The organism is Mesorhizobium sp. Pch-S, from assembly GCF_004136315.1.
Classification (GTDB): Bacteria; Pseudomonadota; Alphaproteobacteria; order Rhizobiales; family Rhizobiaceae; genus Mesorhizobium.
In genome coordinates, this window is the sequence record NZ_CP029562.1 from 3,960,994 (window position 1) to 3,983,613 (window position 22,620).

Here is a 22,620-nt window from a genome sequence, read left to right on the forward strand (position 1 = left end):
AAATGACCTATCACAATCCTCCGACGACGCCTCGCAGGTCGGCTACGTTCGATGATTATACGATGTCGGAAATCCGCCGTGCGGCGGCGACCGGCATCTATGACATCCGCGGCTCCGGCGCAAAGCGCAAGCTGCCGCATTTCGACGACCTGCTGTTCCTCGGCGCATCGATCTCGCGCTATCCGCTGGAAGGCTATCGCGAGCGCTGCGACACTAGCGTCACGCTCGGCGCTCGCCATGCGAAAAAGCCGATCCAGCTGAAGATTCCGATCACCATCGCCGGGATGAGCTTCGGCTCGCTGTCGGGACCGGCCAAGGAAGCGCTCGGGCGCGGCGCGACGATTGCCGGCACCTCGACGACCACCGGCGACGGCGGCATGACCGAGGAGGAGCGCGGCCATTCCCAGACGCTCGTCTATCAATATCTGCCGTCACGTTATGGCATGAACCCGCGTGACCTGCGTCGCGCCGATGCCATCGAGATCGTTGTCGGCCAGGGCGCCAAGCCAGGCGGCGGCGGCATGCTGCTCGGCCAGAAGATTTCCGACCGCGTCGCCGAGATGCGGACGCTGCCCAAGGGCATCGACCAGCGCTCTGCCTGCCGCCATCCCGACTGGACCGGCCCGGACGATCTCGAGATCAAGATCCTCGAACTGCGTGAAATCACCGACTGGGAAAAGCCGATCTACGTCAAGGTCGGCGGTGCGCGACCCTACTACGATACTGCACTTGCCGTGAAGGCAGGCGCCGACGTGGTGGTGCTCGACGGCATGCAGGGCGGCACCGCGGCAACGCAGGAAGTGTTCATCGAACATGTCGGCCAGCCGACACTCGCCTGCATCCGGCCGGCGGTGAAGGCGCTGCAGGATCTCGGTATGCACCGCAAGGTGCAGCTCATTGTCTCCGGCGGTATCCGCAATGGCGCGGATGTGGCGAAGGCGCTGGCGCTGGGCGCCGATGCCGTGTCGATCGGCACTGCCGCGCTGATCGCGCTCGGCGATAACGACCCGCGCTGGGAAGACGAGTACCAGAAGCTCGGCACCACGGCTGGTGCCTATGACGACTGGCACGAGGGCAAGGACCCGGCCGGCATCACCACCCAGGATCCGGAGCTGATGAAACGCGTCGATCCGATTGCAGCCGGCCGCCGCCTGGCGAATTATCTCAAAGTGATGACGCTGGAAGCGCAGACGATCGCCCGTGCCTGCGGCAAAAATCACGTGCACAACCTGGAGCCGGAGGATCTCTGCGCACTGACAATCGAATCCGCGGCCATGGCTGGCGTTCCGCTCGCCGGCACCGGCTGGATACCGGGAAAGGGCAGCTTCTAGGCATCTTCTTCGATCAATCAAAACAACAAGAAGAAAAACCCAGGGGAAAACAATGGGAACCAATTTCGAAGCCGGCACGGCTGTTACCGCAGAGCTGAAGGATTTCGCCCGGGCGCGTAACGTCAAATATTTCATGATCTCCTACACCGACCTGTTCGGCGGCCAGCGCGCCAAGCTGGTGCCGGCTCAGGCGATATCGGACATGCAGAAGGACGGAGCCGGCTTTGCCGGCTTTGCCACTTGGCTCGACCTGACGCCGGCGCACCCGGACATGCTTGCCGTGCCGGATCCGGATTCGGTCATCCAGCTGCCGTGGAAGCCGGAGGTTGCCTGGCTGGCCTCGGATTGCCTGATGGAAGGCAAGAGCGTGGCGCAGGCGCCACGCAACACGCTGAAGCGCCTGGTTTCAGAAGCGGCCGAATTCGGCATCCGCGTGAAGACCGGCGTCGAGCCGGAGTTCTTCCTGACGACGCCCGACGGCAAGCAGATCTCCGACGAATACGATACGGCTGCCAAATCCTGTTACGACCAGCAGGCGGTGATGCGCCGCTATGACGTGATCGCCGAAATCTGCGACGCCATGCTGTCGTTGAACTGGGAGCCCTACCAGAACGACCATGAAGATGCGAATGGGCAGTTCGAGATGAACTGGGCCTATGACGATGTGCTGGCGACTGCCGACAAGCACTCTTTCTTCAAATTCATGGTGAAGTCGATCGCCGAAAAGCACGGCCTGCGTGCCACCTTCATGCCGAAACCGTTCCAGGGCCTGACCGGCAATGGCTGCCACGCGCATATCTCGGTCTGGGATCTCGGCGGCAAGACCAATGCCTTCGCCGACAAGAACATGGAGCTCGGGCTTTCCGAGCAGGGCCGGCATTTCCTCGGCGGCATCATGAAGCATGCTTCGGCGCTGGCCGCGATCTGCAACCCGACCGTCAATTCTTACAAGCGCATCAACGCACCGCGCACCATATCGGGTGCGACCTGGGCGCCGAACACGGTGACCTGGACCGGCAACAACCGCACGCACATGGTGCGTGTGCCGGGGCCGGGCCGCTTCGAGCTTCGTCTGCCGGACGGTGCCGCCAATCCATATCTGATGCAGGCTGTGATCATTGCCGCTGGCCTCGACGGCATGAAGAGCAAGGCCGATCCAGGCCCACGCAGCGACATCGATATGTACAAGGACGGCCACACCGTGACCCATGGTGCAAAGCTGCCGCTCAACCTGCTCGATGCACTGCGCGAATACGACAAGGACACCTCCCTGAAGGCGGCAATGGGCGAGGAATTCTCGGCTGCCTTCATTCGCCTGAAGCAGCAGGAGTGGAACTCCTACGCGTCGCATTTCACCCAGTGGGAGCGCGATCACACGCTCGACGTTTAGCGGTAGCAGCAAGTCCAGGAAAAGTCGGTAGCGGTTAAGGCGTTTCCGAAAACCGGAAACGCCTTGGGACAAAGGTCAGAACAGACTGAAATGCGGTACTCGATCTTCTCGCTCGCCACGGCGGCCTTTCAGGCCACAAGGGCTGGACGCGCGCCTGGCGCGATCCCCAGCCGAAGAAACACTATGACGTGGTGATCATCGGCGGCGGCGGTCATGGACTGGCCACCGCCTATTACCTCGCCAAGGAATACGGCATCCGCAACGTCGCGGTGCTGGAGAAAGGCTGGATCGGATCCGGCAATGCCGGCCGCAACACCACCATCATCCGCTCCAACTACATGCTGCCGGGTAACACCGGCTTCTACGAGCTGTCGATGAAGCTGTGGGAGCGCCAAGAGCAGGACCTCAACTACAACACGATGGTGAGCCAGCGCGGCATCATCAACCTCTATCATTCCGATGCCCAGCGCGATGCCTTCGCCCGGCGCGGCAACGTCATGCGCATCAACGGCATCGACGCGGAATTGCTCGACAGCGATCAGATCCGCAAGGTGCTGCCGTTCCTCAACTACAACAATGCCCGTTTTCCGGTGATGGGCGGCCTGTGGCAGCCGCGCGCCGGCACAGCCCGCCACGATGCGGTCGTGTGGGGCTATGCGCGCGCCGCCGACTCCTTCGGTGTCGACATCATCCAGAACTGTGAAGTGACCGGCTTCGCGCGCGACCAGAACGGCAGGATCACCGGCGTCGAAACGGCGCGAGGCACGATCGGTGCCGGCAAGGTCGGCATGGCGGTGGCCGGCAGCACCTCGCGCGTCGCGGCGATGGCCGGCATGCGCCTGCCGATCGAAAGCCATGTGCTGCAGGCTTTCGTATCCGAGGCGATCAAGCCGCTCATTCCAGGCGTCATCACCTTTGGCGCGGGCCATTTCTACGTCAGCCAGTCGGACAAGGGCGGGCTTGTCTTCGGTGGTGATCTCGACGGCTACAACTCCTATGCCCAGCGCGGCAACATGCCGGTGATGGAAGACGTCTGCGAAGGCGGCATGGCGCTGATGCCGATGATCGGCCGCGTGCGCCTGCTGCGCCAGTGGGGCGGCATCATGGACATGTCGATGGACGGCACGCCGATCATCGACAGGACGCCGATCGACGGGCTCTATCTCAATGCCGGCTGGTGTTACGGCGGCTTCAAGGCGACGCCGGCCTCCGGCCTGGTCTTTGCCCATCTGCTCGCTCGCGATGAGCCGCATGAAGAAGCGAAACGCTTCCGGCTCGACCGCTTCCGGCGCGGCGCGATGATCGACGAGAAGGGCCAGGGCGCCCAACCCAACCTGCATTGAAAGCGAGTAAGGCGCCATGCGCATAGCATGCCCATTCTGCGGAGAACGCGAACTCGGCGAGTTCACCTACCTCGGCGACGCGGCACCGAGGCGGCCGATGGCTTTCGCAGCCGACGGGACCGAACAGCCGGACGCGCAGGACCTTTTCTTCGATTACGTCTATCTGCGTGACAACGTTGCCGGCGACATGGACGAACGCTGGTACCATGGCGGCGGCTGCCGTTCCTGGCTGACCGTCACCCGCAGCACGACGACACATGAAATCAAGGCCGTGCGCGCGGCACCGGGTGCAGGTGCGCAGAAGCCGGCCAAGGCAGGCGCGACATCATGAGCAGGACCAGCCAGATTTCCGGCGATGCCGCGCCACTCGCCTTCAATGACAAGGCCTCAGCCGATGCACGGCCGCCGCGCTTCGTCTCGGCAGGCACGCAGTCCCACCGCCTGCCGAGCGGTGGCCAGATCGACCGCAAGCAGCCGCTCGGCTTCACCTTCGATGGCAGGAAGATGGTCGGCTTCGCCGGGGATACGCTGGCCTCGGCCCTGGTGGCCAACGGCGTCAGGCTGGTCGGAAGGTCGTTCAAATATCATCGGCCGCGCGGCATCCTGACCGCCGGAGCGGAAGAGCCGAACGCCCTGGTTGAACTGCGCGGCGGCGCACGGCGCGAGCCCAATACACGCTCCACGACGACCGAGCTCTACGATGGGCTCACGGCGGAGAGCCAAAACCGCTGGCCCTCGCTGCGCCATGACGTCATGGCGGTGAACTCGCTGTTTTCGCCGATCTTCGTCGCCGGTTTCTACTACAAGACCTTCATGTGGCCGGCGAAGTTTTGGGAAAAGCTCTACGAGCCAGCCATCCGGCGCGCTGCCGGCCTCGGCAAGGCTTCGGGCGAAGCCGATCCGGATCACTACGAGAAAGCCTGGGCGCATTGCGACGTGCTGGTGGTGGGCAGCGGCCCGGCTGGCCTCGCCGCCGCACTCGCTGCCGGTCGCGCCGGCGCACGCGTCATCCTGGCCGAAGAGGACAATCGACTCGGTGGCCGGCTGCTCTCCGAAAATGGCGAGATCGACGGCAAGCCGGCGGCGGCATGGCTGGCGGAAGCACAGCGCGAGATCGCGGGATTGGCCAACATCCGCATCATGACCCGCACGGCTGTCTTCGGTGTCTATGACGGCGGCACCTATGGCGCACTCGAGCGGGTCAACGATCATGTCGCGGTGCCGCCGGCACATCAGCCGCGCCAGCGGCTCTGGCGCATCGTCGCCAGGCGCGCCGTCGTCGCGGCCGGCGCAATCGAGCGTCCGCTCGTTTTCCCGGGCAATGACAGGCCAGGCGTGATGATGGCATCCGCCGTGCGCAGCTACATCAACCGTTTCGCGGCAATGCCTGGGCGCCAGGTCGCGCTGTTCACCAACAATGATGACGGCTGGCGCACGGCTGAGGCCGTCCAGCGTGCAGGGGCTTCCGTCGCTGCCGTGATCGACAGCCGTGGCGTGGTTCCCGAGGCCTATCGCGGACTCAACGTGCGACAGCTCGGCGGCGTCGTCAGCGAAGTGAAAGGCGGAGTCGACGGCGTGCGCAGCATCATCGTGCGCGATGCAGCCGGCCGTACGCAACAGATCGAAACGGACTGCCTGGCCATGTCGGGTGGCTGGAATCCGAATGTGGCGCTGTCGTCGTTCCAGCGCGGCAGGCCGATCTGGCGCGATGACATCGCGGCTTTTGTACCCGGACAGTGTCCTGCCGGCATGGTCATGGTGGGCGCAGCCGGCGGTGATTTCTCGCTTGCTGCCTGCCTGCGCGAAGGTCATGCGGCCGGGGCCGTTGCCGCGAAAGACTGCGGCGCAAAGGGCAAGGCTGGTGAAGAGCCCCAGGGCGACGATGAAGGATTTGCCATCAAGCCGTTGTGGCATGTCGAAGGGGGCAAGGCTTTCGTCGATTTCCAGCACGACGTCACGGCTTCCGATGTGAAGCTGGCGCAGCGTGAAGGCTTCGAGAGTGTCGAGCATCTGAAGCGCTACACCACGCTCGGCATGGCGACCGATCAGGGCAAGCTGTCCAACGTCAACGGCCTTGCCTTGATGGCCGAGGCAAGCGGGCGCGACATCGCCGATACCGGCACGACGATCTACCGACCGCCCTATGCGCCAGTGGCGATCGGCGCACTGGCCGGTCACCATCGTGACGAGAATTTCCATGCGTGGCGCCTGACGCCATCACACCACTGGGCAGCCGCGCGGGGTGCCGTGTTCGTCGACACAGGCCTCTGGAAGCGTGCGCAATGGTATCCGATCGCGGGCGAGAAGGACTGGCTGGAGTCGGTGACGCGTGAGGTACGCGCCGTGCGCAACGGCGTCGGCTTCTGCGATGTCTCCACGCTGGGCAAGGTCGACGTGCGTGGTCCGGATGCCGGCACCTTCCTCGACCGCCTCTACATCAACACCTTCTCCAATCTCGCGGTCGGCAAAGCCCGCTACGGGTTGATGCTGCGCGAGGACGGCCTGGTCTATGACGACGGCACGACGTCGCGGCTGGCCGAGGATCATTATTTCCTAACCACCACCACCGCCAAGGCCGGGCCGGCCATGCAGCATCTCGAATACTGCCGGCAGGTGCTGTGGCCCGAGCTCGACGTACAGCTGACTTCGGTCACCGATCAGTGGGCACAGTTCTCGATCGCCGGCCCCAACACGCGCGACCTTCTGAAGAACCTGTGCGATCCGGCAGAAGACCTCTCCAATGAAGGGTTTCCGTTCATGGGGGTGCGCGAGGTGTCGCTGCGTGGCGGCATGCGGGCGCGACTCTACCGCATCTCGTTCTCCGGCGAGATGGCGTTCGAAATCGGCGTGCCGGCACGCTATGGCGAAGCCATGGCCGAGAACCTGATGCGCGCTGGCGCCGAGTTCGGGGTTACGCCCTATGGTACGGAAGCGCTTGGCGTGATGCGCATCGAAAAGGGCCATGTCGCCGGCCCTGAGCTCAGCGGCACCACGTCGGCCGACGATCTTGGCCTCGGCAAGATGATGTCGAAGAAAAAGGACTATGTCGGCCGCGTCATGGCCGGTCGCGAGGCGCTGGTCGCGCCGGACCGGCAGGTGGTGGTCGGCATCAAGCCGGTCAACAAGGCCAGCAGGCTGCGTTCGGGTGCGCATGTCATCCCCAAGGGCGCCGTTCCCGGTCCCGACACCGACCAGGGCTATCTGACCTCGGTCTGCTATTCGCCGATGCTCGGTCACTGGATCGCACTGGCGTTGGTCGAGCGTGGACGCGAACGCCATGGCGAGATCGTGCGGGCCTACGATCCGCTGCGGGGCGAAGAGATGGATGTCGAGATCACCAGCCCGGTCTTCTACGATCCCGAGGGAGGGCGCCAGCGTGGTTGAGTATTCCTGGGAAGCGCAGTCACCGCTGCGCAAGGCGTTCACGCCGGGCCGTCTTGGTCTGGCTTCCGGCGATGCCGGTATCGCGATGACGGAAATCAGTGACTTCAACCTGGTGCAGGTGATGGCGCGGCGTGGCCAGGTCGCCGCTGTCGCAAAGGCGGCCAAAAATGCCTGGGGTGTCCTGCCGCCGGAGAAGCCCGGAGCCGCTGTCGGCAAAGGCGTCACGCTGATATGGACCGGTCCGGATCAGTTCTTTGTGCTCAGCGCGGGAAACAACCCCGATCCTGTCCCATCACTGGCGGTTGTCTTCGACGGCATGGCATCTCTCAGTGATCAATCCGGTGGCCGCTGCCTGATCCGGTTGTCGGGCGCCAAAGTACGTGACGCACTCGCCAAAGTGTCGTCGATCGACCTGCATGACGCTGTGTTTCCGGTTGGAGCTGCTGCGGCTACGTCGATCGACCACACTGGCGTCAATCTGTGGCGCGGACCTGATGCTGCCAATGGCAGCCCGGTCTACAGCCTGCTGGTCTTCACCAGTTTTGCCGACAGCCTTTGGCACACGCTTGCCGATGCCGCAGCTGAATATGGCGTCGAGGCCACCCGCACACCGCTGTCCTGATCCGCGGCAGCGTCGCTGCCACCGACGGTTGGACATGTCAGCATTGTCGATCTGTGCCATGGCGCGGCTGTGAGGTGCACGCTACGCTCGCTGCAGTCCGACATCCTGCACAAGGCAAATCCATGAGCGACCAGATCGAACGTGCGCGTGCTTTCCATGCCCTTCACGTCAAGGGCGACCCGGTGGTGCTTTTCAATGTCTGGGATCCCGGCAGCGCGCAAGCGGTCGTCAAGGCCGGCGCCAAGGCGCTGGCGACCGGCAGCTGGCCGGTCGCGGCGGCGTTCGGCTATCCCGATGGCGAGAAGATCCCGCTGGCACTGGCGCTGGACAATTTCCGCCGCATAGCCGCTTCGGTGGAATTGCCGGCTACGATGGATCTCGAAAGCGGCTATGGACCGGCGCCGGCGACGGTCGCGTCGACCGTGGCACAGGCGATCGAGGCTGGTGCGGTCGGTTTCAATTTCGAGGACCAGATCGTCGGTGGCGGTGGTCTTTACGAGATCGCGGTGCAGGTCGAACGCATCAAGGCGGCCGCGGATGCGGTCAAGGCGAGTGGCGTACCGGCCTTCATCAACGCCCGCACCGACATCTTCCTGAAAGCCAAGCCCGAAGAGCACAGCGAAGCCCTGATCGAACAGGCGATTGCGCGTGCCGCAGCTTATGAGAAGGCCGGCGCGCATGGTTTCTTCGCGCCCGGCCTTGGCGATCCGGCGCTGATCGAAAAACTGTGCAAGGCCGTTGCGCTGCCGGTCAACATCATCGCGCTGGCACATGTGCCGCCGCGCCAGAAGCTGGCCGAACTCGGCGTTGCCCGCATCAGCCATGGGCCGGTGCCATACCGCAAGATGGTGGCTTGGCTGGAAGAGCAGGCGCGCGCCGCCATTTCCGGATAAGAGCTAATCCTGGTTGCGGGCGACCTCGGCCGCCCGCCCCAGATGCTGCATGAGCTGGCTGGCGGTCGGTTCGGCAATGCCGGCCTCCGCCACCGCCTTTGCCATGCATTTCAGCCAGAGGTCGCGCATCTTAGGCCGGATCGGAACGTGCTCGTGGATCTCGCGCAGCCGCGAATGACCGTGCCTTTGCACATAGTGCTGGGGACCGCCGAGAAAACCGGAGAGATAGTCGAACTGCTCGATACGGGAATGGGCGACACCATGGCCGCGACGATGGAGGAGGTGCAGTTCCTGCGCATCCTCGTCCTGTTCGATGATGTCGTAAAAGGCCTGGACGAGACGATCCAGGCCATCATCGCCGCCGATGGCTTCGTAGAGTGAAAGCTTCCCCGGTAGTGTCATTTGAAACGAGGCAATCGGCAGTAGGCAATCGGCAGTCAGAAAAGAACGATACCCCGACTGCCTACTGCCGATTGCCGACTGCCATTCCCTTTAGAACAGCCCCTCGATCTGGCCCTGATCGTTGAGGAAGATCTTCTCCGAGGATGGTTTGGAGGGCAGGCCGGGCATGGTCATGACCTCGCCGCAGATGATGACGACGAAGCCGGCACCGGCGGCAAGACGGACCTCGCGCACCGGAACCGTGTGGCCGGTCGGAGCACCACGCAGGTTCGGATCGGTCGAGAAGGAATACTGCGTCTTGGCCATGCACACGGGAAGGTTGCCGTAGCCGGCCTGTTCCCACTGGTGCAGCTGATCACGGATCGCCTTGTCGGCAATCGCCTCGTCACCGCGATAGATGCGCTTGACGATGGTGTTGATCTTCTCGAACAACGGCATGTCGTCGGGGTAAAGCGGCGAGAACTGCGAGGCGCCGCTCTCGGCGATCTCCACCACCTTGTGGGCAAGCTCCTCGATGCCGGCGGAGCCCTGCGCCCAGTGCTTGCACAGGATCGCCTCGGCCCCTTGCGCCGCCACGAACGCCTTCATCGCCTCGATCTCGGCATCGGTGTCGGAGACGAAGTGGTTGATGGCAACCACCGCCGGCACGCCGAACTGCTTCACGTTCTCGATGTGACGACCGAGATTGGCGCAGCCTTTCTTCACCGCCTCGATGTTCTCCTGGCCGAGGTCTTCCTTCTTCACCCCGCCATTCATCTTCATGGCGCGCACGGTGGCGACGATGACGGCAGCGGCCGGCTTCAGGCCAGCCTTGCGGCATTTGATGTCGAAGAACTTCTCGGCACCGAGATCGGCACCGAAGCCGGCTTCGGTCACGACATAGTCGGCGAGCTTGAGCGCGGTGGTGGTGGCGACCACCGAGTTGCAGCCATGGGCGATGTTGGCGAAGGGGCCGCCATGCACGAAGGCAGGGTTGTTCTCCAGCGTCTGCACCAGGTTCGGCTGGATGGCATCCTTCAACAGCACCGCCATGGCGCCGTCGGCCTTGAGGTCACGGGCATAGACCGGGGTCTTGTCGCGGCGATAGGCGACGATGATGTCGCCGAGGCGCTTTTCGAGATCCTTCAGGTCGGTGGCAAGGCACAGGATCGCCATCACCTCGGAGGCGACGGTGATGTCAAAGCCGGCCTCGCGCGGGAAACCGTTGGCGACACCGCCGAGCGAGACGATGATCTGGCGCAGCGCGCGGTCGTTCATGTCCATGACGCGGCGCCAGGCGACGCGACGGATGTCGATGCCGAGTTCATTGCCCCAGTAGATGTGGTTGTCGATGAGGGCCGACAGAAGGTTGTGGGCGGTGGTGATGGCGTGGAAGTCGCCGGTGAAGTGCAGGTTCATGTCTTCCATAGGCACGACCTGGGCATAACCGCCGCCGGCGGCACCGCCCTTGACGCCGAAATTGGGTCCGAGCGAGGCTTCGCGGATGCAAACGACGGCCTTCTTGCCGATGCGGTTGAGGCCATCACCCAGACCGACCGTGGTGGTGGTCTTGCCTTCGCCGGCCGGTGTCGGGTTGATGGCGGTGACCAGGATCAGCTTGCCGTCCTTGTTGCCTTTGACCGACTTGATGAACTCGGCCGAGACCTTGGCCTTGTCATGGCCGTAGGGCAGTAGATGCTCGCTCGGAATGCCGATCTTCTCACCAATCGCCTGGATCGGCTGCTTCTTCGCGCCACGCGCGATCTCGATGTCACTCTTGTACTCGGCCATGAGGGCTCTCCTCCCTTGTCTTTATCCGTTCCCGGTGTTGATCGCCGCGGTGCGGCCTAATTCCTGCTATCGCGGAATGGTCCCTTCAGGCGCGCGGGCTTGCGTCGCGCATGGCCGACGTCAGAGTGTTCGACATCAAAAGCGCGATCGTCATCGGCCCGACACCTCCCGGCACCGGGGTGATGGCGCCTGCCGCGGGCAAAGCCTCGTCATAGGCGACATCGCCTACGAGGCGCGATTTGCCGTTTTCGCCAGGTGGCAACCGATTGATGCCGACATCGATCACCACCGCGCCTGGCTTGACCCAGTCGCCCTTGATCATTTCGGGGCGGCCGACAGCGGCGACGAGAATGTCGGCGGTGCGGCAAAGATCGGGCAGGTTCTTCGTCTTTGAATGCGCGACGGTCACGGTAGCGTTGGCTGCCAGAAGCAGATTGGCTATCGGCTTGCCGACGATGTTGGAGCGACCGACGACGACTGCGTTGAGGCCGGACAGGTCGCGGCCTAGCGCGCGCTCGATCAGCAGCATCGAGCCTGCTGGCGTGCAGGGCACGAAAGCCGTCTCCAGTTCGCCGGCACCCAGCTTGCCGACGTTGACGAAATGGAAGCCGTCGACGTCCTTGTCCGGCGAAATGGTCTGGATGATGCGGCCGGCGTCGATCTGCTTGGGCAGCGGCAATTGCACGAGGATTCCGTGGATGGCGTCATCGGCATTGAGCCGCTCGATCAGCGCTACCAGGTCTTCCTCGGATGTGTCGTCAGGCAGCGTGTGCTGAATCGAGTGGAAACCGCATTCCTTGGCCTTCTTGCCCTTGGAGGCAACGTAGACCTGGCTGGCAGGGTCTTCGCCGACGATGACGACAGCGATGCCTGGCTGTGTGCCGGTTCTCGCCACAAGGTCCTGCGTCGCCGTCTTGATGCCGGCGACGAGTTCTTCGGCGACAGCCTTGCCGTCGATGATCGTGCTCATGGAACGTCCTCTGTCAGTTCGATGCGCGCTGAGAAAGATCGCCAGTGTCGAGACAGCCGGGCGAGGGGATATTCCCGAAGCGCCGGCGGCAATAAGAGAGCATCAGCCGCGCGCCGCGCGCGTAGATGTCGCCGCTGTCGATCAGCGCGCCTTCGCGTGCTGCAGCAAGCACGACGTTGACGGATTCGCGGGTGCGAAAGGGCATCAGGTCGGTGCATTCCAGCATGGCGCCGAAGACGGCGGTCACCGGGACCGCGCAGCCTTCGACGAATACCGCTGGCTCCTGCGCGTCGCCGTCTCCCTCAAGCGTGTCCGTGGCGTCCTGGAAGGCCTGATGCAGGGTGATCGGGGCGTGGCCCTGGTGAAGGTCATACAAAACTTTCGGCACGGCTGCCTCGTCGTCTCGAGTGAGCTTTCGCGACGCCCAGGCGATTGGAGTACGGTTTCGCTCTTTGCATCTTGGGAAAGATATTTGCACATAAGGAAAAGGCAGGCAAGGCGTGTTTCGGTGGAAATCATCCACCTTTCGACCATGATCGCGATGTCTGAAAACAGGGCGGCCGGTGCGGCCGGAAAAGAAAAAAGGCGGATCGCCCAGGGAGTGAAACGATCCGCCTATAAACGGCCTTAGCGCATGACCCCGAAAATCGGAATCGATTTTCGGAAAGGATCAGGCGCCAAATCAAAGTGCTAGAGCGACCTTTGCGCGTCCAAAAGGACGCGCGGCACTCTAGGAACGTGGTCTGGTCTTCTGCGGGTCGTAGTGGGCAAAAGGAACGACCCGGGCGGGAAGGCGCTTCTGGTGGCCGTCGAGCTTGCCGATCTCGACTTCTGTCCCGACTTCGGAATGTGTGACGTCTACTCTTGCCAGAGCGATGTTCTTGCCGAGGATCGGCGAACGCATCGACGAGGTGACCACGCCGATCTGTGCCCTGCCTATATGGACGCAGTCGCCATGGCCGACATCGACATTGCTGTCGATCTCGAGGCCGACGAGCTTGTGGATCGGGTTCTCCTTGCGCCGGATCAAAGCCTCGCGACCGATGAAGTCGTCGGTCTTCGATTTCAACGGCACCGTGAAGGCGATGCCCGCCTCGAACGGGTCGGTCTGGTCGGAGAATTCGTAGCCGGCGAAGATCAGGCCCGCCTCGATGCGCACCATGTCGAGCGCGGCCATGCCCATCGGCACCAGTCCATGTGGCTGGCCGGCTTCCCAGACCGCGTCGAAAACCTTCTCGGCATCGCGCGGATGACACCAGATCTCGTAGCCGAGTTCGCCTGTGTAGCCGGTGCGCGAGACGACGATTGGCACGCCTTGAGAATCGCCGATGCGGCCGATGGTGAAACGGAACCATTCGACTTCGGCCAGCGAAGGCTGATGCGGCGGTGTCCAGACGATGTCCTTCAGGATGTCGCGGCTCTTGGGACCCTGCACTGCGATGTTATGCATCTGATCGGTCGAAGACCGCACGAGGACTTTGAGGCCCAACTCCTCGGCCTTGTCGCGCAGCCATTGGCCGGAATAGTCGTCGCCGCCGATCCAGCGGAAATTGTCCTTGCCGAGCCTCAGCAAGGTACCGTCGTCGATCATGCCGCCGTGCTCGTAGCACATGGCGGTGTAGACGACCTGGCCGATGCCGAGTTTCTTCACGTCGCGGGTGAGTGTGTATTGCAGCAGGGCCTCGGAATCCGGACCGGTGACTTCGAACTTGCGCAGAGCGGAAAGGTCCATCACCACGGCCCTTTCGCGGCAGGCCCTATATTCCTGCAGCGGTCCTTCCTTGGCGAAGGAATTGGCGAGCCAGTAACCCTTGTATTCAATGAAGTTGCGGGTGTGCTTGGCGAAGCTGGAATGGAAGGCGGTTTCGCGGGTCATCTTTGGCTCTGCATCCGGGGTCACTCGTCTGGCAATCGCACGGGAGAATTTGTGCTGTCCGGAATAGGTCCGGATATGGATGTCGGTGAGGTTCCAGCCATTGGCCGGCGTGGTGTCGTCCGGACAGGCGGAAGACACGCAGACGATGTCGGTCAGTGCGCGCAGAAGCACGTAGTCGCCCGGCCGCGACCACGGCTCGTCGGAGAACATGACACCGTGCGCGTCAATCCCGGTGTTGAAGAAGAAATTCACCGCCATCCAGCCGCCGCGGGCGGTCACACCATGCGGGGCGAGGGCGCCGTTGAAATTCTCCGAGCAGTTGATGTGACCCGGATAGCCGATGTCGTCGTAATATTTGGCATAGCAGGCCAGCGCGAAGGCATCATGGCGGCCACAGGTATCCTGCACCACCTCGACCAGCGGTTCGAAATCCTGATCGAAGTATTTCGCATGGAGCCCTGGCATCGGATAGGCATGGCCCATCAGGGAGCGCGTGGCGGTGACGTCGAGCGCGAGATCGCGGCCCTTGTCGAGCTTGCGTGCGGAAAAGCACTGGAAGTCGGTGCACTGGCGACCATCGACGTCGATGATCTGGATGTAGTCGCCGGCCTTGACGAAGTAAGCTTCCGCCGTGCGCGATTTGACCCGTAGGTCGAGCACCGGGTCGGCGAGCGGATCGGGTAGCTCTGACCTCCTCTTGGTGCGGATCGTCGCGCGCCGAACCAACACCACCAGCGGCGTCGCCGTGTCGTGCTCATCCACCGCCATCGGGCCGCCGGGAGCCGCAATGACCAGCGAGCCGTCACGCGTTGCAGTGAAGCTCTCTTCGGTGCCGGCGGGCGTGGTGCTGGAAAAGATACGCAGGGCTTCGGCATTGGCCAACTGCAGCTTTCGGCGTTCCAGACCGTTGCGCAAGGCGTGCAGGCTGTCATCGCCGCCGAGCAGCAGGATCTTGAGGCCGGCAGCGTTGCTGTTGCTCTTGGCCCCGATGATGCCTGTATCGGCGCGGCCGGATTGCTCGAAGGCGACCAGTTCGCAGGGCTGGCCACCTTCCGCATTGCGGATGCTGATCTTGTCTCCGACGTCGACGTCGATAACGATGGCGCTGCCACCCGGCACATGATAGCGCTCTGTGCCCGGCAGAAGCAGTCCGGGCTGGAAGATCAGGCTCGGCCGGGGTGGCCCGGCGACCACGGTGGGATAGGCTGTCTGCTGCATGACCACCTCACACGAATTTGCCCGTGTGTAAAATAATTTCAATCTAGAGAATACCCGTTTCGTCCTCTCACGCAAGCCTGGGTTTTCACCAGCATGTGCGATCCGCGGGGTTTCGGGTCTCCTCCTTTCGTCCACTCCTGGCCACGGATGCCAGGCGCAGCAAGCTTTGCCGGCGTTGCTCGGCACGAAGCTTGTTGACAGCAACGAAATCGCGTTATTATCATCACAGTGAAAATTTTTTCGCTATGGAAATGAACTGGGAGGTGTTTCCGTATGAAAGCGCGCGTCGCCGTGATTGGAGCCGGCCCGTCGGGCCTGGCACAGCTGAGAGCATTTCAATCCGCCGCGGAGAAAGGCGCCGACATTCCGGAAATTGTCTGCTTCGAGAAGCAGGCCAACTGGGGCGGTTTGTGGAACTACACCTGGCGCACCGGCCTCGACCAGTATGGCGAGCCTGTCCACGGTTCGATGTACCGCTACCTCTGGTCGAACGGCCCCAAGGAAGGGCTGGAGTTCGCCGACTATTCCTTCGAGGAGCATTTCGGCAAGCAGATCGCCTCCTATCCACCGCGCGCCGTGCTCTTCGACTACATTCAGGGCCGGGTTGAGAAGGCCGGGGTTCGCAAATGGATCCGCTTCGAGACCGTCGTGCGCATGGTCACCTGGAATGAACAGACCAGGAAGTTCACCGTCACCGTTCAGGACCTGCCGAAAGACCACTGCTATTCCGAGGAATTCGACAATGTCATCGTCGCCTCGGGCCATTTCTCGACCCCGAATGTTCCCGAGTTCCCCGGCTTCGATCGCTTCAACGGCCGCATCCTGCATGCCCACGACTTCCGCGATGCCCGCGAATTCACCGGCAAGGACATCCTGATCGTCGGCACCAGCTATTCGGCAGAAGATATCGGCTCGCAGTGCTGGAAGTACGGTGCCAAGTCGATCACCAATTGCTACCGTACCGCGCCGATGGGCTTCGAATGGCCGGACAACTGGGAAGAGAAGCCGCTGCTGGAGAAGGTCGACATCAACACGGCCACCTTCAAGGATGGATCGACGAAACGCGTCGATGCGATCATCCTGTGCACCGGCTACAAGCACCACTTCCCGTTCCTGCCCGACGACCTGCGCCTGAGGACCGCCAACCGGCTGGCGACCGCCGATCTCTACAAGGGCGTCGCTTATGTCCACAATCCGGCGCTGTTCTATATCGGCATGCAGGACCAGTGGTTCACCTTCAACATGTTCGATGCACAGGCCTGGTGGACACGTGACGTCATCCTCGGTCGCATCAAGATGCCTTCGGGCAAGCAGGAGATGATCGCCGACGTCGAGGATCGCGTGGCGCGCGAGGATGCCGGCAAGGACGCGCACGATGCGATCGAATACCAGGGCGACTACGTCAAGGAACTGATCGCGGAAACCGACTATCCGAGTTTCGACGTCGATGGCGCCAATCAGGCCTTCTTCGAGTGGAAGGAACACAAGAAGCACGGCATCATGGAATTCCGCAACCACTCCTACCGCTCGGTCATCACTGGCACGATGGCGCCGGCGCATCACACGCCATGGAAGGATGCACTCGACGATTCACTCGAATCCTATCTGCGCACCGCTTCGTCCGTCGCCGCGGAGTGAGTTGGCCGATCAGCATCTTCGCCTGAATGGGCAGCCACGCAGCACAATCAAAGGCCCGCCGCGATATCGCGGCGGGCCTTTTCGATGGGCTAGTCCACGGCTCTATCGGTTCGCAGATGTCGCAGCTGTTCGATCGGCCATCGCGTATCTCATGCGTGCCCGACGATAGGCGTCAGGAAGGGAAAGCGCCCAGACAAACAGGCCACCGGCGTGGCGTCCGATGAAGGATTGGTCCGGTGTCGTCGTCATGTAGGTCAGGACCGAAAAGAACAGCACGAAGAACGCAAACACCAGTCCGCGCGGTGCCTCTCGAATGGCGACATGGCCGGCACCTGGCAAGACGACCGCCAAAGCCAGGACCAGATAGGGGTTGATCCGTTTGATCATTCTCCGGCTTCCATCGGCTCTGTCGTCCTCGTTTTCGTGTTGCTGTCCGCAAGGGCTTCCGACAGCAACTGTGCTTCGGCGATGGCGGTGCGCAGGAGGTCGGGTGAAACTGCCTCGAGGGGAAAACGGACCTGGCGCAACAGCAGATGCGCGCCGCGATCGCCTTCAGCCACCTGCCGGATCAGGCGCACACCTTTCGCAGTGATGACGGCTTCCTTGACGGCAGGATTGCGAAACAGCGCCGAGAAGATCGAACCGCTTCGCTCGACCTCGGCCGCCGTTGCCGTGCCATCTCCGCGCATAAGCATCGATGTGTCCGTCCGCGGGGGCGGGAGCCATTCCGGCAGGTCGTGGACCAGCGAATAGAACTCGGCCCCGGTCGGACGCGCCAGCGCGCCGATCGATGGCCGGTTTTGGGGAGAATGTTCGGCCAACGTCAGCTTCAGCCACAGTTGCGGCAGCCGGCGGCAGACGAGCGTGTCGGCGATCAGTTCGATGCGAAGCCGCCTGCCGTCCGAGAGATTTCCATCAAGCATGGGGAAGCCGTCGCGGGCGAGGTGGACACGGCTGTTGTCGAGAATGTCGGACACCTGATCGAGAAGGCCGCGACGTTGGCTGGCCAGCCTGCGCTGGTCGCGTATGGCGATCGCCGCCAGTGTCGTGACGACAATAGCGGCGACCAGGGCAAGGAGGAGGTTGGTGACCATCATGATAATCCGAAGCCGCGCGCCGGGTTCCCAGCGCGCGGCATCTCTAGCTCAATAACCGTTCGGGCGTGGCCACGGCATGGTGAACTGGTCGCCACGCTTGACGAAGCGATAGCGCCAGAAATGAAACCACAGCGAGGCGATGATGTAGAAGCACATCATGGCGATGAGCTGGGTGCCGTAGCCGAGGAACACCGCGACATAGGCAGTGGCGCAAAGAACCAGCAGCAACAACGCCGGGATCGGGTGGAATGGATGCACGTAACCGCGCTTGATGCTGTCGAGCGGCCACTTCTTGCGGAACATCACCATGTTGAAGGTCATGAAGGTGTATCCGAGCAGTCCCGACAGGATCGAGAAGGTCACCACCTGGTCAAGCGGCGCGCCGAGCGCGAAGATGAGCGCGATCGGAACCAGGAAGACGATCGAGCGGTACGGCGTGCGGTAGGTCGGATGCACGGCGCCGAACCAGCTCGGCAGATAGCGGTCGCGGCCCATCGAGAACCAGGCGCGCGAGGCATCGTTGATGCAGCCATTGGCCGAAGCGAGCGTGGCGAAGGTGGTGCCGACGAAGAGCAGCATCATCAGGCCGGTGGAACCGGTTACGCGGGCGGCGTCGAACAGCGGCGTTCCCGCCTGGCCGAGATATTCCCAGGGGATCAGGCCCGAGCAGACATACCAGGTCAGGGTGGCGGCAATCAGCAGCGTCATGATGCCGGCCATCGTGCCGTACGGCAGCGAGCGGGCAGGGGAGCGCACTTCTTCAGCGGCCTGGCAAGTGCCCTCGATGCCGAGATAATACCAGAGCCCGAAATGCAGGGCCGCGACGATGCCGACCCAGCCATAGGGCAGAGGGTCGCTGGTGATGGCGGAGAAGTCGAGTGGCACGGCGGAACCGCCGAACTGCACGGAAAGGAACAGCACGATGATCGACACGAAGGCGATCGCGGTGATGACGAGGTTGAAGGTCAGGGTTGCCAGCACGCCGCGATAGTTCAGCCAGGCCAGGAACATGACGGCAAGGATGATGAAGGGCTTCTGGTTGAGGCCGGAATGGCCGAGCATGCCGGCGACTGTGTCGAGCAGGAAGCCGACGGTGATGGCATTGGCGGCTTCCAGCATGGTGTAGGCCATGACCAGGAAGAGGCCGACATTGAAGGCCATCAACGGCCCGACGATGTGTTTAGCCTGGGCGTATTGACCGCCGGCCGCGGCGACCGTGGAGGTCACCTCGGAATCGATCATCGCGACGCAGGTGTAGAGCAGGCCGGCCACCCAGCAGGCGACAAGACCGGCGATCATGCCGCCTTTGCCGACCGAGAAGTTCCAGCCCATATATTCGCCGACGAGCACGATGCCGACGCCGAGTGCCCAGACATGGGCAGGGCCAAGAACGCGCAGAAGCTGGAGCCGCTCCGGCGCGGCGGTTGAAGTCACATTTGCCATCGCCGTTTTCCCTAGATCGTGTGACGCTCGGCCGTGGCCTCGATCTCGCCTTCACGCGAAGAGGTCAGCAGGTCGTTGTCGTAGGTGGTGTCGACCTTGATCAGGTCGATCAGCATCAAGGCGCCGAACAGCGCAGACAGCGCCCAGGCGGCGTATTCGAGGATGTTCCAGATATCCATCGCGCGCTCCTATCGTTTCGGGCCGAAGCGTTCTTCGATGACTTCGCGATATTCCTTGTCGGACAGGCGCACGACCATGACGAAATAACCGATGACGAAGACGGCCATCACGATCAGCGCGACGCAGCTGAAGGAGTAGTCGAAGCGGGCGGTGATGATGTCACTCGCGGCGGCAGGATCGGTGATGCCGAGTGCTGCCCATTGCTGCTGTTCGGTGGCGTTCTGGCCAAGTGCTTCCCAGGTCGGGTTGGCGATCGGCTGCGGTGTCTTGGCTGCTCCCGCCAGCCCCATGTAGAGCGGGATGTAGAGTGCGCCGACCGTCAGGACGAGAAGGACGAAGACGTCGAAGATCTGCCCGGCAAGGCTTTGTTTCGGAGGTTTGTAGGCCATCGGTTTCCCCTCAAGTTCGGCGTCTGCGCATCTCGTCGAGATGCTTCAGGTCGAGGCCGTAGATGAAGTGCTTGTCGTCGCTGTAGTGGCGCAGCATCGCCGCGATGGCCGCTGTGTTGAGACCAAGCACGAGGACGGCAGCAACCGCCAGGATGATGCGGATGCCGGGCACTTCGATGTAGGGCCAGACGGTGAAAAGGGCGAACAGGATGGTCAGCCAGATGGCTGCCACGAATGCGATCGCGCCGAGGCGGTCGCGCCCATGCATCCGGTCTATTCGTTCGTCAAGTGTAGTCGAACCAGCATGCTGGCTTGATGTCGCATCCATATTCCCCTCCCATGAGGCTGCGCGACTGCGGGGCATCGTTGTTGATTTTGCAGAAAACTATTTGCCCAAGGGGAATATTTAGAAACTGCGACAAACTGTCAAGGAAAAGCGCATGTTGCGCCGCATCAGTTCGCTGCTGCGCTGCGAAGACGATCCTTCGCAATTGCCGAGAGGGTGTTTGAGGGGAGGACGAAACTTATTGCGGACCCATATGCGGGCCTCTGCTGCGCTCGCTGGCGAACAGCGCCACCGCCATGGCACGGTTGCGCACGTCCAGCTTGTCGTAGAGGTTCTTGAGGTGATATTTGACCGTGTTCTCCGAGATGCCGGTGCGCGTGGCGATCTGCAGGTTGGTCCATCCGTCCGCCAGCACCGCCAGCAATTCGCGTTCGCGGGGCGTGAGCCGCGATAGCGGCGTGTCGTTGATGCGCGAAACATCCACATAGGGGATGCAGATGCGGCCGTGGGCGACCGCGATCAGCGTGTCGAACAGGATGGCGGGATCATCGAACTGGTAGCAGAAGCCCTGCACGCCAAGACGCACGCACTGCTTGAGGATGGCGATGTCGTGGTCGTTGGAGAAAATGACGACGCGCGCATGCAGGTTTCGGCGCTGCAATTCGGCCAGCACACCGCTTCCATCCATGTCGGCAAGCTTCCAGCCGAGCACGGCAAGATCGAAGCCGGGTTCTCCCTGGGAGACAGCTTCGAGAAATGCCTCGCCAGCCTGCACGGAACCGACCATGTCGAAGCGGCTGTCTCGGTGGATCATGTCACCAAGTGCTGCGACGACCAGCGGATTGCGTTCCGCGATCAGAACCCTGAATTTCTTCTCTCCCGTCATGGGCGTGACATCGGTCTCCCAACCCGGATGCTGAACTTTCCATACAGCGGTCATCGGCTTCCCACAGGCTCCAGCGCGACCTGGATAGAGCGGAATGCGAACTGACTGAATCGCATTCCGCTCTATCCTTTTGTTTGCCGCATGATCTTGGTCCGAAAAGTCTGCAACTTTTCGGGATCATGCTTAGTCGTAGATCGGGAAGCGGCGCACCAAAGCCTCGACTTCCTCCCGCACCTCATTCTCGATCCGGTTGTTGTTGTGCTCGCCATTGGCGGCAAGGCCGTCGATCACCTCCATGGTCAACCGACCGACGAGACGGAACTCCTCGGCGCGGAACCCGCGCGTCGTGCAGGCCGGCGTGCCGAGGCGAACGCCCGAGGTTACCGCAGGTCCTTGCGGGTCGAACGGAATGCCGTTCTTGTTGCAGGTGATGTGGGCTCGACCCAGGGCAGCCTCCACCGCTTTGCCGGTAAGGTTTTTACGCCGGAGGTCGACCAGCATCAGATGCGTGTCGGTGCCGCCGGACACGATATCGACGCCGCCGGAAGCAAGGGTTTCGGCGAGCGCCTTGGCGTTTTCGACGACGCGGGCGGCATAGGTCCTGAATTCAGGCGTCAGCGCCTCGCCAAAGGCCACCGCCTTGGCGGCAATGACATGCATCAGCGGTCCGCCCTGCAAGCCGGGGAAGACGGTCGAATTGATCTTCTTGCCGATCTCCTCGTCGTTCGACAGCACCATGCCGCCGCGCGGTCCCCGCAATGTCTTGTGCGTCGTGGTCGTCACCACATGGGCATGTTCGAGCGGATTGGGGTGGACGCCGCCGGCGACCAAACCGGCGAAATGCGCCATGTCGACGAACAGCTTGGCGCCGACCTCATCGGCGATCTCGCGGAACGCCTTGAAGTCGATGAATCTTGGGTAGGCCGAGCCGCCAGCCAGCAGCACCTTCGGCCGGTGCTGGAGCGCGAGATCGCGGACCTCGTCCAGGTCGATGCGCTGGTCCTGCTGGCGCACGCCATAAGAAACGACGTTGAACCACTTGCCGGACTGATTGACCGGCGAACCATGGGTGAGGTGGCCACCTGCCGCCAAGTTCAATCCCATGAAGGTGTCGCCCGGCTGCATGAGCGCCATGAATACCGACTGGTTGGCCTGGCTGCCGGAATGCGGCTGCACGTTGACGAACGTGCAGCCGAACAATTGCCTGGCGCGCTCACGTGCCAGCTCCTCGACCTCGTCGACATACTGGCAGCCGCCATAGTAGCGGCGTCCGGGATAGCCCTCGGCGTATTTGTTGGTGAGCACCGAACCTTGCGCTTCCAGGACCGCCTTGGAGACGATGTTCTCGGAGGCGATCAGTTCGATCTCGTCGCGCTGCCTGTCGAGCTCGCGCGCCATGGCGGCGCTGACCGCCGGATCGGTCGAAGCAACGCCACTGTGGAAGAACTGGCTGAGGCCGCCGAGGCCGGGTCGTGCCGGGATGTTCATGCGTCCAATCCTTT

General features: G+C 62.7%; 20 protein-coding genes and 1 pseudogene. 8 read left to right on the plus strand and 13 right to left on the minus strand.

What is annotated here, in order from left to right:
• The first annotated feature begins 2 nt into the window (after positions 1 to 2).
• The 7 genes and pseudogenes from C1M53_RS18635 (at position 3) to C1M53_RS18665 (ending at position 8,963) form a co-directional block, all read left to right on the plus strand.
• Positions 3 to 1,331 carry an FMN-binding glutamate synthase family protein gene (locus C1M53_RS18635; RefSeq protein ID WP_101939695.1) on the plus strand — a complete coding sequence of 443 codons (1,329 nt, stop codon included), beginning with the start codon at positions 3 to 5 and terminating at the stop codon, positions 1,329 to 1,331.
• Positions 1,332 to 1,383: 52 nt separating this feature from the next.
• The gene (gene glnT, locus C1M53_RS18640) at positions 1,384 to 2,721 is read left to right on the plus strand and encodes a type III glutamate--ammonia ligase (RefSeq protein ID WP_129413592.1); all 1,338 of its coding nucleotides are present in this window, start codon (positions 1,384 to 1,386) and stop codon (positions 2,719 to 2,721) included.
• A gap of 90 nt (positions 2,722 to 2,811) precedes the next feature.
• Positions 2,812 to 4,064, plus strand: a pseudogene (locus C1M53_RS18645) (sarcosine oxidase subunit beta family protein).
• 16 nt (positions 4,065 to 4,080) lie between these two features.
• Complete coding sequence (locus C1M53_RS18650; RefSeq protein ID WP_129413593.1) at positions 4,081 to 4,395, plus strand: sarcosine oxidase subunit delta; 315 nt, start codon at positions 4,081 to 4,083, stop codon at positions 4,393 to 4,395.
• The gene (locus tag C1M53_RS18655; RefSeq protein WP_129413594.1) at positions 4,392 to 7,448 is read left to right on the plus strand and encodes a sarcosine oxidase subunit alpha family protein; all 3,057 of its coding nucleotides are present in this window, start codon (positions 4,392 to 4,394) and stop codon (positions 7,446 to 7,448) included. The genes C1M53_RS18650 and C1M53_RS18655 overlap by 4 nt, the downstream gene beginning before the upstream one ends.
• Positions 7,441 to 8,070 (plus strand): sarcosine oxidase subunit gamma family protein, encoded by a 630-nt coding sequence (locus C1M53_RS18660; protein WP_129413595.1) that lies wholly within the window; start codon positions 7,441 to 7,443, stop codon positions 8,068 to 8,070. Before C1M53_RS18655 ends, C1M53_RS18660 begins: the two co-directional genes overlap by 8 nt.
• A 122-nt stretch (positions 8,071 to 8,192) precedes the next feature.
• On the plus strand, positions 8,193 to 8,963 hold the full coding sequence (locus C1M53_RS18665; RefSeq protein WP_129413596.1) for an isocitrate lyase/phosphoenolpyruvate mutase family protein: 771 nt from the start codon (positions 8,193 to 8,195) through the stop codon (positions 8,961 to 8,963).
• Between the two features lie 3 nt (positions 8,964 to 8,966).
• Here C1M53_RS18665 and C1M53_RS18670 read toward each other — a convergent pair whose 3' ends face one another.
• The 5 genes from C1M53_RS18670 to C1M53_RS18690 all read right to left on the minus strand — a co-directional run bounded on the left by C1M53_RS18670 (position 8,967) and on the right by C1M53_RS18690 (position 15,199).
• Positions 8,967 to 9,365 (minus strand): group II truncated hemoglobin, encoded by a 399-nt coding sequence (locus tag C1M53_RS18670; protein ID WP_129413597.1) that lies wholly within the window; start codon positions 9,363 to 9,365, stop codon positions 8,967 to 8,969.
• Positions 9,366 to 9,455: 90 nt separating this feature from the next.
• Complete coding sequence (locus tag C1M53_RS18675) at positions 9,456 to 11,135, minus strand: formate--tetrahydrofolate ligase (RefSeq protein WP_129413598.1); 1,680 nt, start codon at positions 11,133 to 11,135, stop codon at positions 9,456 to 9,458.
• 85 nt (positions 11,136 to 11,220) lie between these two features.
• The gene (gene folD / locus C1M53_RS18680) at positions 11,221 to 12,105 is read right to left on the minus strand and encodes a bifunctional methylenetetrahydrofolate dehydrogenase/methenyltetrahydrofolate cyclohydrolase FolD (RefSeq protein WP_129413599.1); all 885 of its coding nucleotides are present in this window, start codon (positions 12,103 to 12,105) and stop codon (positions 11,221 to 11,223) included.
• A 13-nt stretch (positions 12,106 to 12,118) separates the two neighbouring features.
• The gene (locus tag C1M53_RS18685) at positions 12,119 to 12,493 is read right to left on the minus strand and encodes a hypothetical protein (RefSeq protein ID WP_129413600.1); all 375 of its coding nucleotides are present in this window, start codon (positions 12,491 to 12,493) and stop codon (positions 12,119 to 12,121) included.
• 342 nt (positions 12,494 to 12,835) lie between these two features.
• Positions 12,836 to 15,199 carry an aminomethyltransferase family protein gene (locus tag C1M53_RS18690; RefSeq protein ID WP_129413601.1) on the minus strand — a complete coding sequence of 788 codons (2,364 nt, stop codon included), beginning with the start codon at positions 15,197 to 15,199 and terminating at the stop codon, positions 12,836 to 12,838.
• Between the two features lie 273 nt (positions 15,200 to 15,472).
• On the opposite strand from C1M53_RS18690, the gene C1M53_RS18695 reads away from it, so the two are divergent.
• Entirely contained in the window at positions 15,473 to 16,837 is a 1,365-nt protein-coding gene (locus tag C1M53_RS18695; RefSeq protein WP_129413602.1) for an NAD(P)/FAD-dependent oxidoreductase, read from the plus strand.
• Positions 16,838 to 16,939: 102 nt separating this feature from the next.
• On the opposite strand, the gene C1M53_RS18700 is transcribed toward C1M53_RS18695, so the two are convergent.
• The 8 genes from C1M53_RS18700 to glyA form a co-directional block, all read right to left on the minus strand.
• On the minus strand, positions 16,940 to 17,224 hold the full coding sequence (locus tag C1M53_RS18700) for a hypothetical protein (protein WP_129413603.1): 285 nt from the start codon (positions 17,222 to 17,224) through the stop codon (positions 16,940 to 16,942).
• Complete coding sequence (locus C1M53_RS18705) at positions 17,221 to 17,934, minus strand: hypothetical protein (protein WP_129413604.1); 714 nt, start codon at positions 17,932 to 17,934, stop codon at positions 17,221 to 17,223. The genes C1M53_RS18700 and C1M53_RS18705 overlap by 4 nt, the downstream gene beginning before the upstream one ends.
• Positions 17,935 to 17,982: 48 nt before the next feature.
• Positions 17,983 to 19,377, minus strand: a complete 1,395-nt coding sequence (locus C1M53_RS18710) for an amino acid permease (protein WP_129413605.1) — start codon at positions 19,375 to 19,377, stop codon at positions 17,983 to 17,985.
• 11 nt (positions 19,378 to 19,388) lie between these two features.
• Entirely contained in the window at positions 19,389 to 19,556 is a 168-nt protein-coding gene (locus tag C1M53_RS18715) for a hypothetical protein (protein WP_165358000.1), read from the minus strand.
• Between the two features lie 9 nt (positions 19,557 to 19,565).
• A complete protein-coding gene (locus tag C1M53_RS18720; RefSeq protein ID WP_129413606.1) occupies positions 19,566 to 19,946 on the minus strand; it encodes a hypothetical protein in 381 nt (126 codons plus the stop codon).
• Positions 19,947 to 19,956: 10 nt separating this feature from the next.
• Positions 19,957 to 20,274 carry a hypothetical protein gene (locus C1M53_RS18725; protein ID WP_129413607.1) on the minus strand — a complete coding sequence of 106 codons (318 nt, stop codon included), beginning with the start codon at positions 20,272 to 20,274 and terminating at the stop codon, positions 19,957 to 19,959.
• Between the two features lie 196 nt (positions 20,275 to 20,470).
• Positions 20,471 to 21,118, minus strand: coding sequence for a response regulator transcription factor (locus C1M53_RS18730; protein ID WP_129416251.1), 648 nt, complete (start codon positions 21,116 to 21,118; stop codon positions 20,471 to 20,473).
• 183 nt (positions 21,119 to 21,301) lie between these two features.
• Positions 21,302 to 22,606 carry a serine hydroxymethyltransferase gene (glyA, locus tag C1M53_RS18735; protein WP_129413608.1) on the minus strand — a complete coding sequence of 435 codons (1,305 nt, stop codon included), beginning with the start codon at positions 22,604 to 22,606 and terminating at the stop codon, positions 21,302 to 21,304.
• Between the last annotated feature and the right edge of the window lie 14 nt (positions 22,607 to 22,620).

What these genes read in the sequence shown, in the direction of transcription:
- C1M53_RS18635 (WP_101939695.1), top strand. Translation starts at nt 3, where the DNA reads ATGACCTATCACAATCCTCCGACGACGCCTCGCAGGTCGGCTACGTTC.
- C1M53_RS18705 (WP_129413604.1), bottom strand. Translation starts at nt 17,934, where the DNA reads ATGATGGTCACCAACCTCCTCCTTGCCCTGGTCGCCGCTATTGTCGTC.
- glyA (WP_129413608.1), bottom strand. Translation starts at nt 22,606, where the DNA reads ATGAACATCCCGGCACGACCCGGCCTCGGCGGCCTCAGCCAGTTCTTC.
- C1M53_RS18650 (WP_129413593.1), top strand. Translation starts at nt 4,081, where the DNA reads ATGCGCATAGCATGCCCATTCTGCGGAGAACGCGAACTCGGCGAGTTC.
- glnT (WP_129413592.1), top strand. Translation starts at nt 1,384, where the DNA reads ATGGGAACCAATTTCGAAGCCGGCACGGCTGTTACCGCAGAGCTGAAG.
- C1M53_RS18730 (WP_129416251.1), bottom strand. Translation starts at nt 21,118, where the DNA reads ATGACGGGAGAGAAGAAATTCAGGGTTCTGATCGCGGAACGCAATCCG.
- C1M53_RS18720 (WP_129413606.1), bottom strand. Translation starts at nt 19,946, where the DNA reads ATGGCCTACAAACCTCCGAAACAAAGCCTTGCCGGGCAGATCTTCGAC.
- C1M53_RS18725 (WP_129413607.1), bottom strand. Translation starts at nt 20,274, where the DNA reads ATGGATGCGACATCAAGCCAGCATGCTGGTTCGACTACACTTGACGAA.
- folD (WP_129413599.1), bottom strand. Translation starts at nt 12,105, where the DNA reads ATGAGCACGATCATCGACGGCAAGGCTGTCGCCGAAGAACTCGTCGCC.
- C1M53_RS18690 (WP_129413601.1), bottom strand. Translation starts at nt 15,199, where the DNA reads ATGCAGCAGACAGCCTATCCCACCGTGGTCGCCGGGCCACCCCGGCCG.
- C1M53_RS18695 (WP_129413602.1), top strand. Translation starts at nt 15,473, where the DNA reads ATGAAAGCGCGCGTCGCCGTGATTGGAGCCGGCCCGTCGGGCCTGGCA.
- C1M53_RS18675 (WP_129413598.1), bottom strand. Translation starts at nt 11,135, where the DNA reads ATGGCCGAGTACAAGAGTGACATCGAGATCGCGCGTGGCGCGAAGAAG.
- C1M53_RS18655 (WP_129413594.1), top strand. Translation starts at nt 4,392, where the DNA reads ATGAGCAGGACCAGCCAGATTTCCGGCGATGCCGCGCCACTCGCCTTC.
- C1M53_RS18710 (WP_129413605.1), bottom strand. Translation starts at nt 19,377, where the DNA reads ATGGCAAATGTGACTTCAACCGCCGCGCCGGAGCGGCTCCAGCTTCTG.
- C1M53_RS18670 (WP_129413597.1), bottom strand. Translation starts at nt 9,365, where the DNA reads ATGACACTACCGGGGAAGCTTTCACTCTACGAAGCCATCGGCGGCGAT.
- C1M53_RS18665 (WP_129413596.1), top strand. Translation starts at nt 8,193, where the DNA reads ATGAGCGACCAGATCGAACGTGCGCGTGCTTTCCATGCCCTTCACGTC.
- C1M53_RS18715 (WP_165358000.1), bottom strand. Translation starts at nt 19,556, where the DNA reads ATGGATATCTGGAACATCCTCGAATACGCCGCCTGGGCGCTGTCTGCG.
- C1M53_RS18700 (WP_129413603.1), bottom strand. Translation starts at nt 17,224, where the DNA reads ATGATCAAACGGATCAACCCCTATCTGGTCCTGGCTTTGGCGGTCGTC.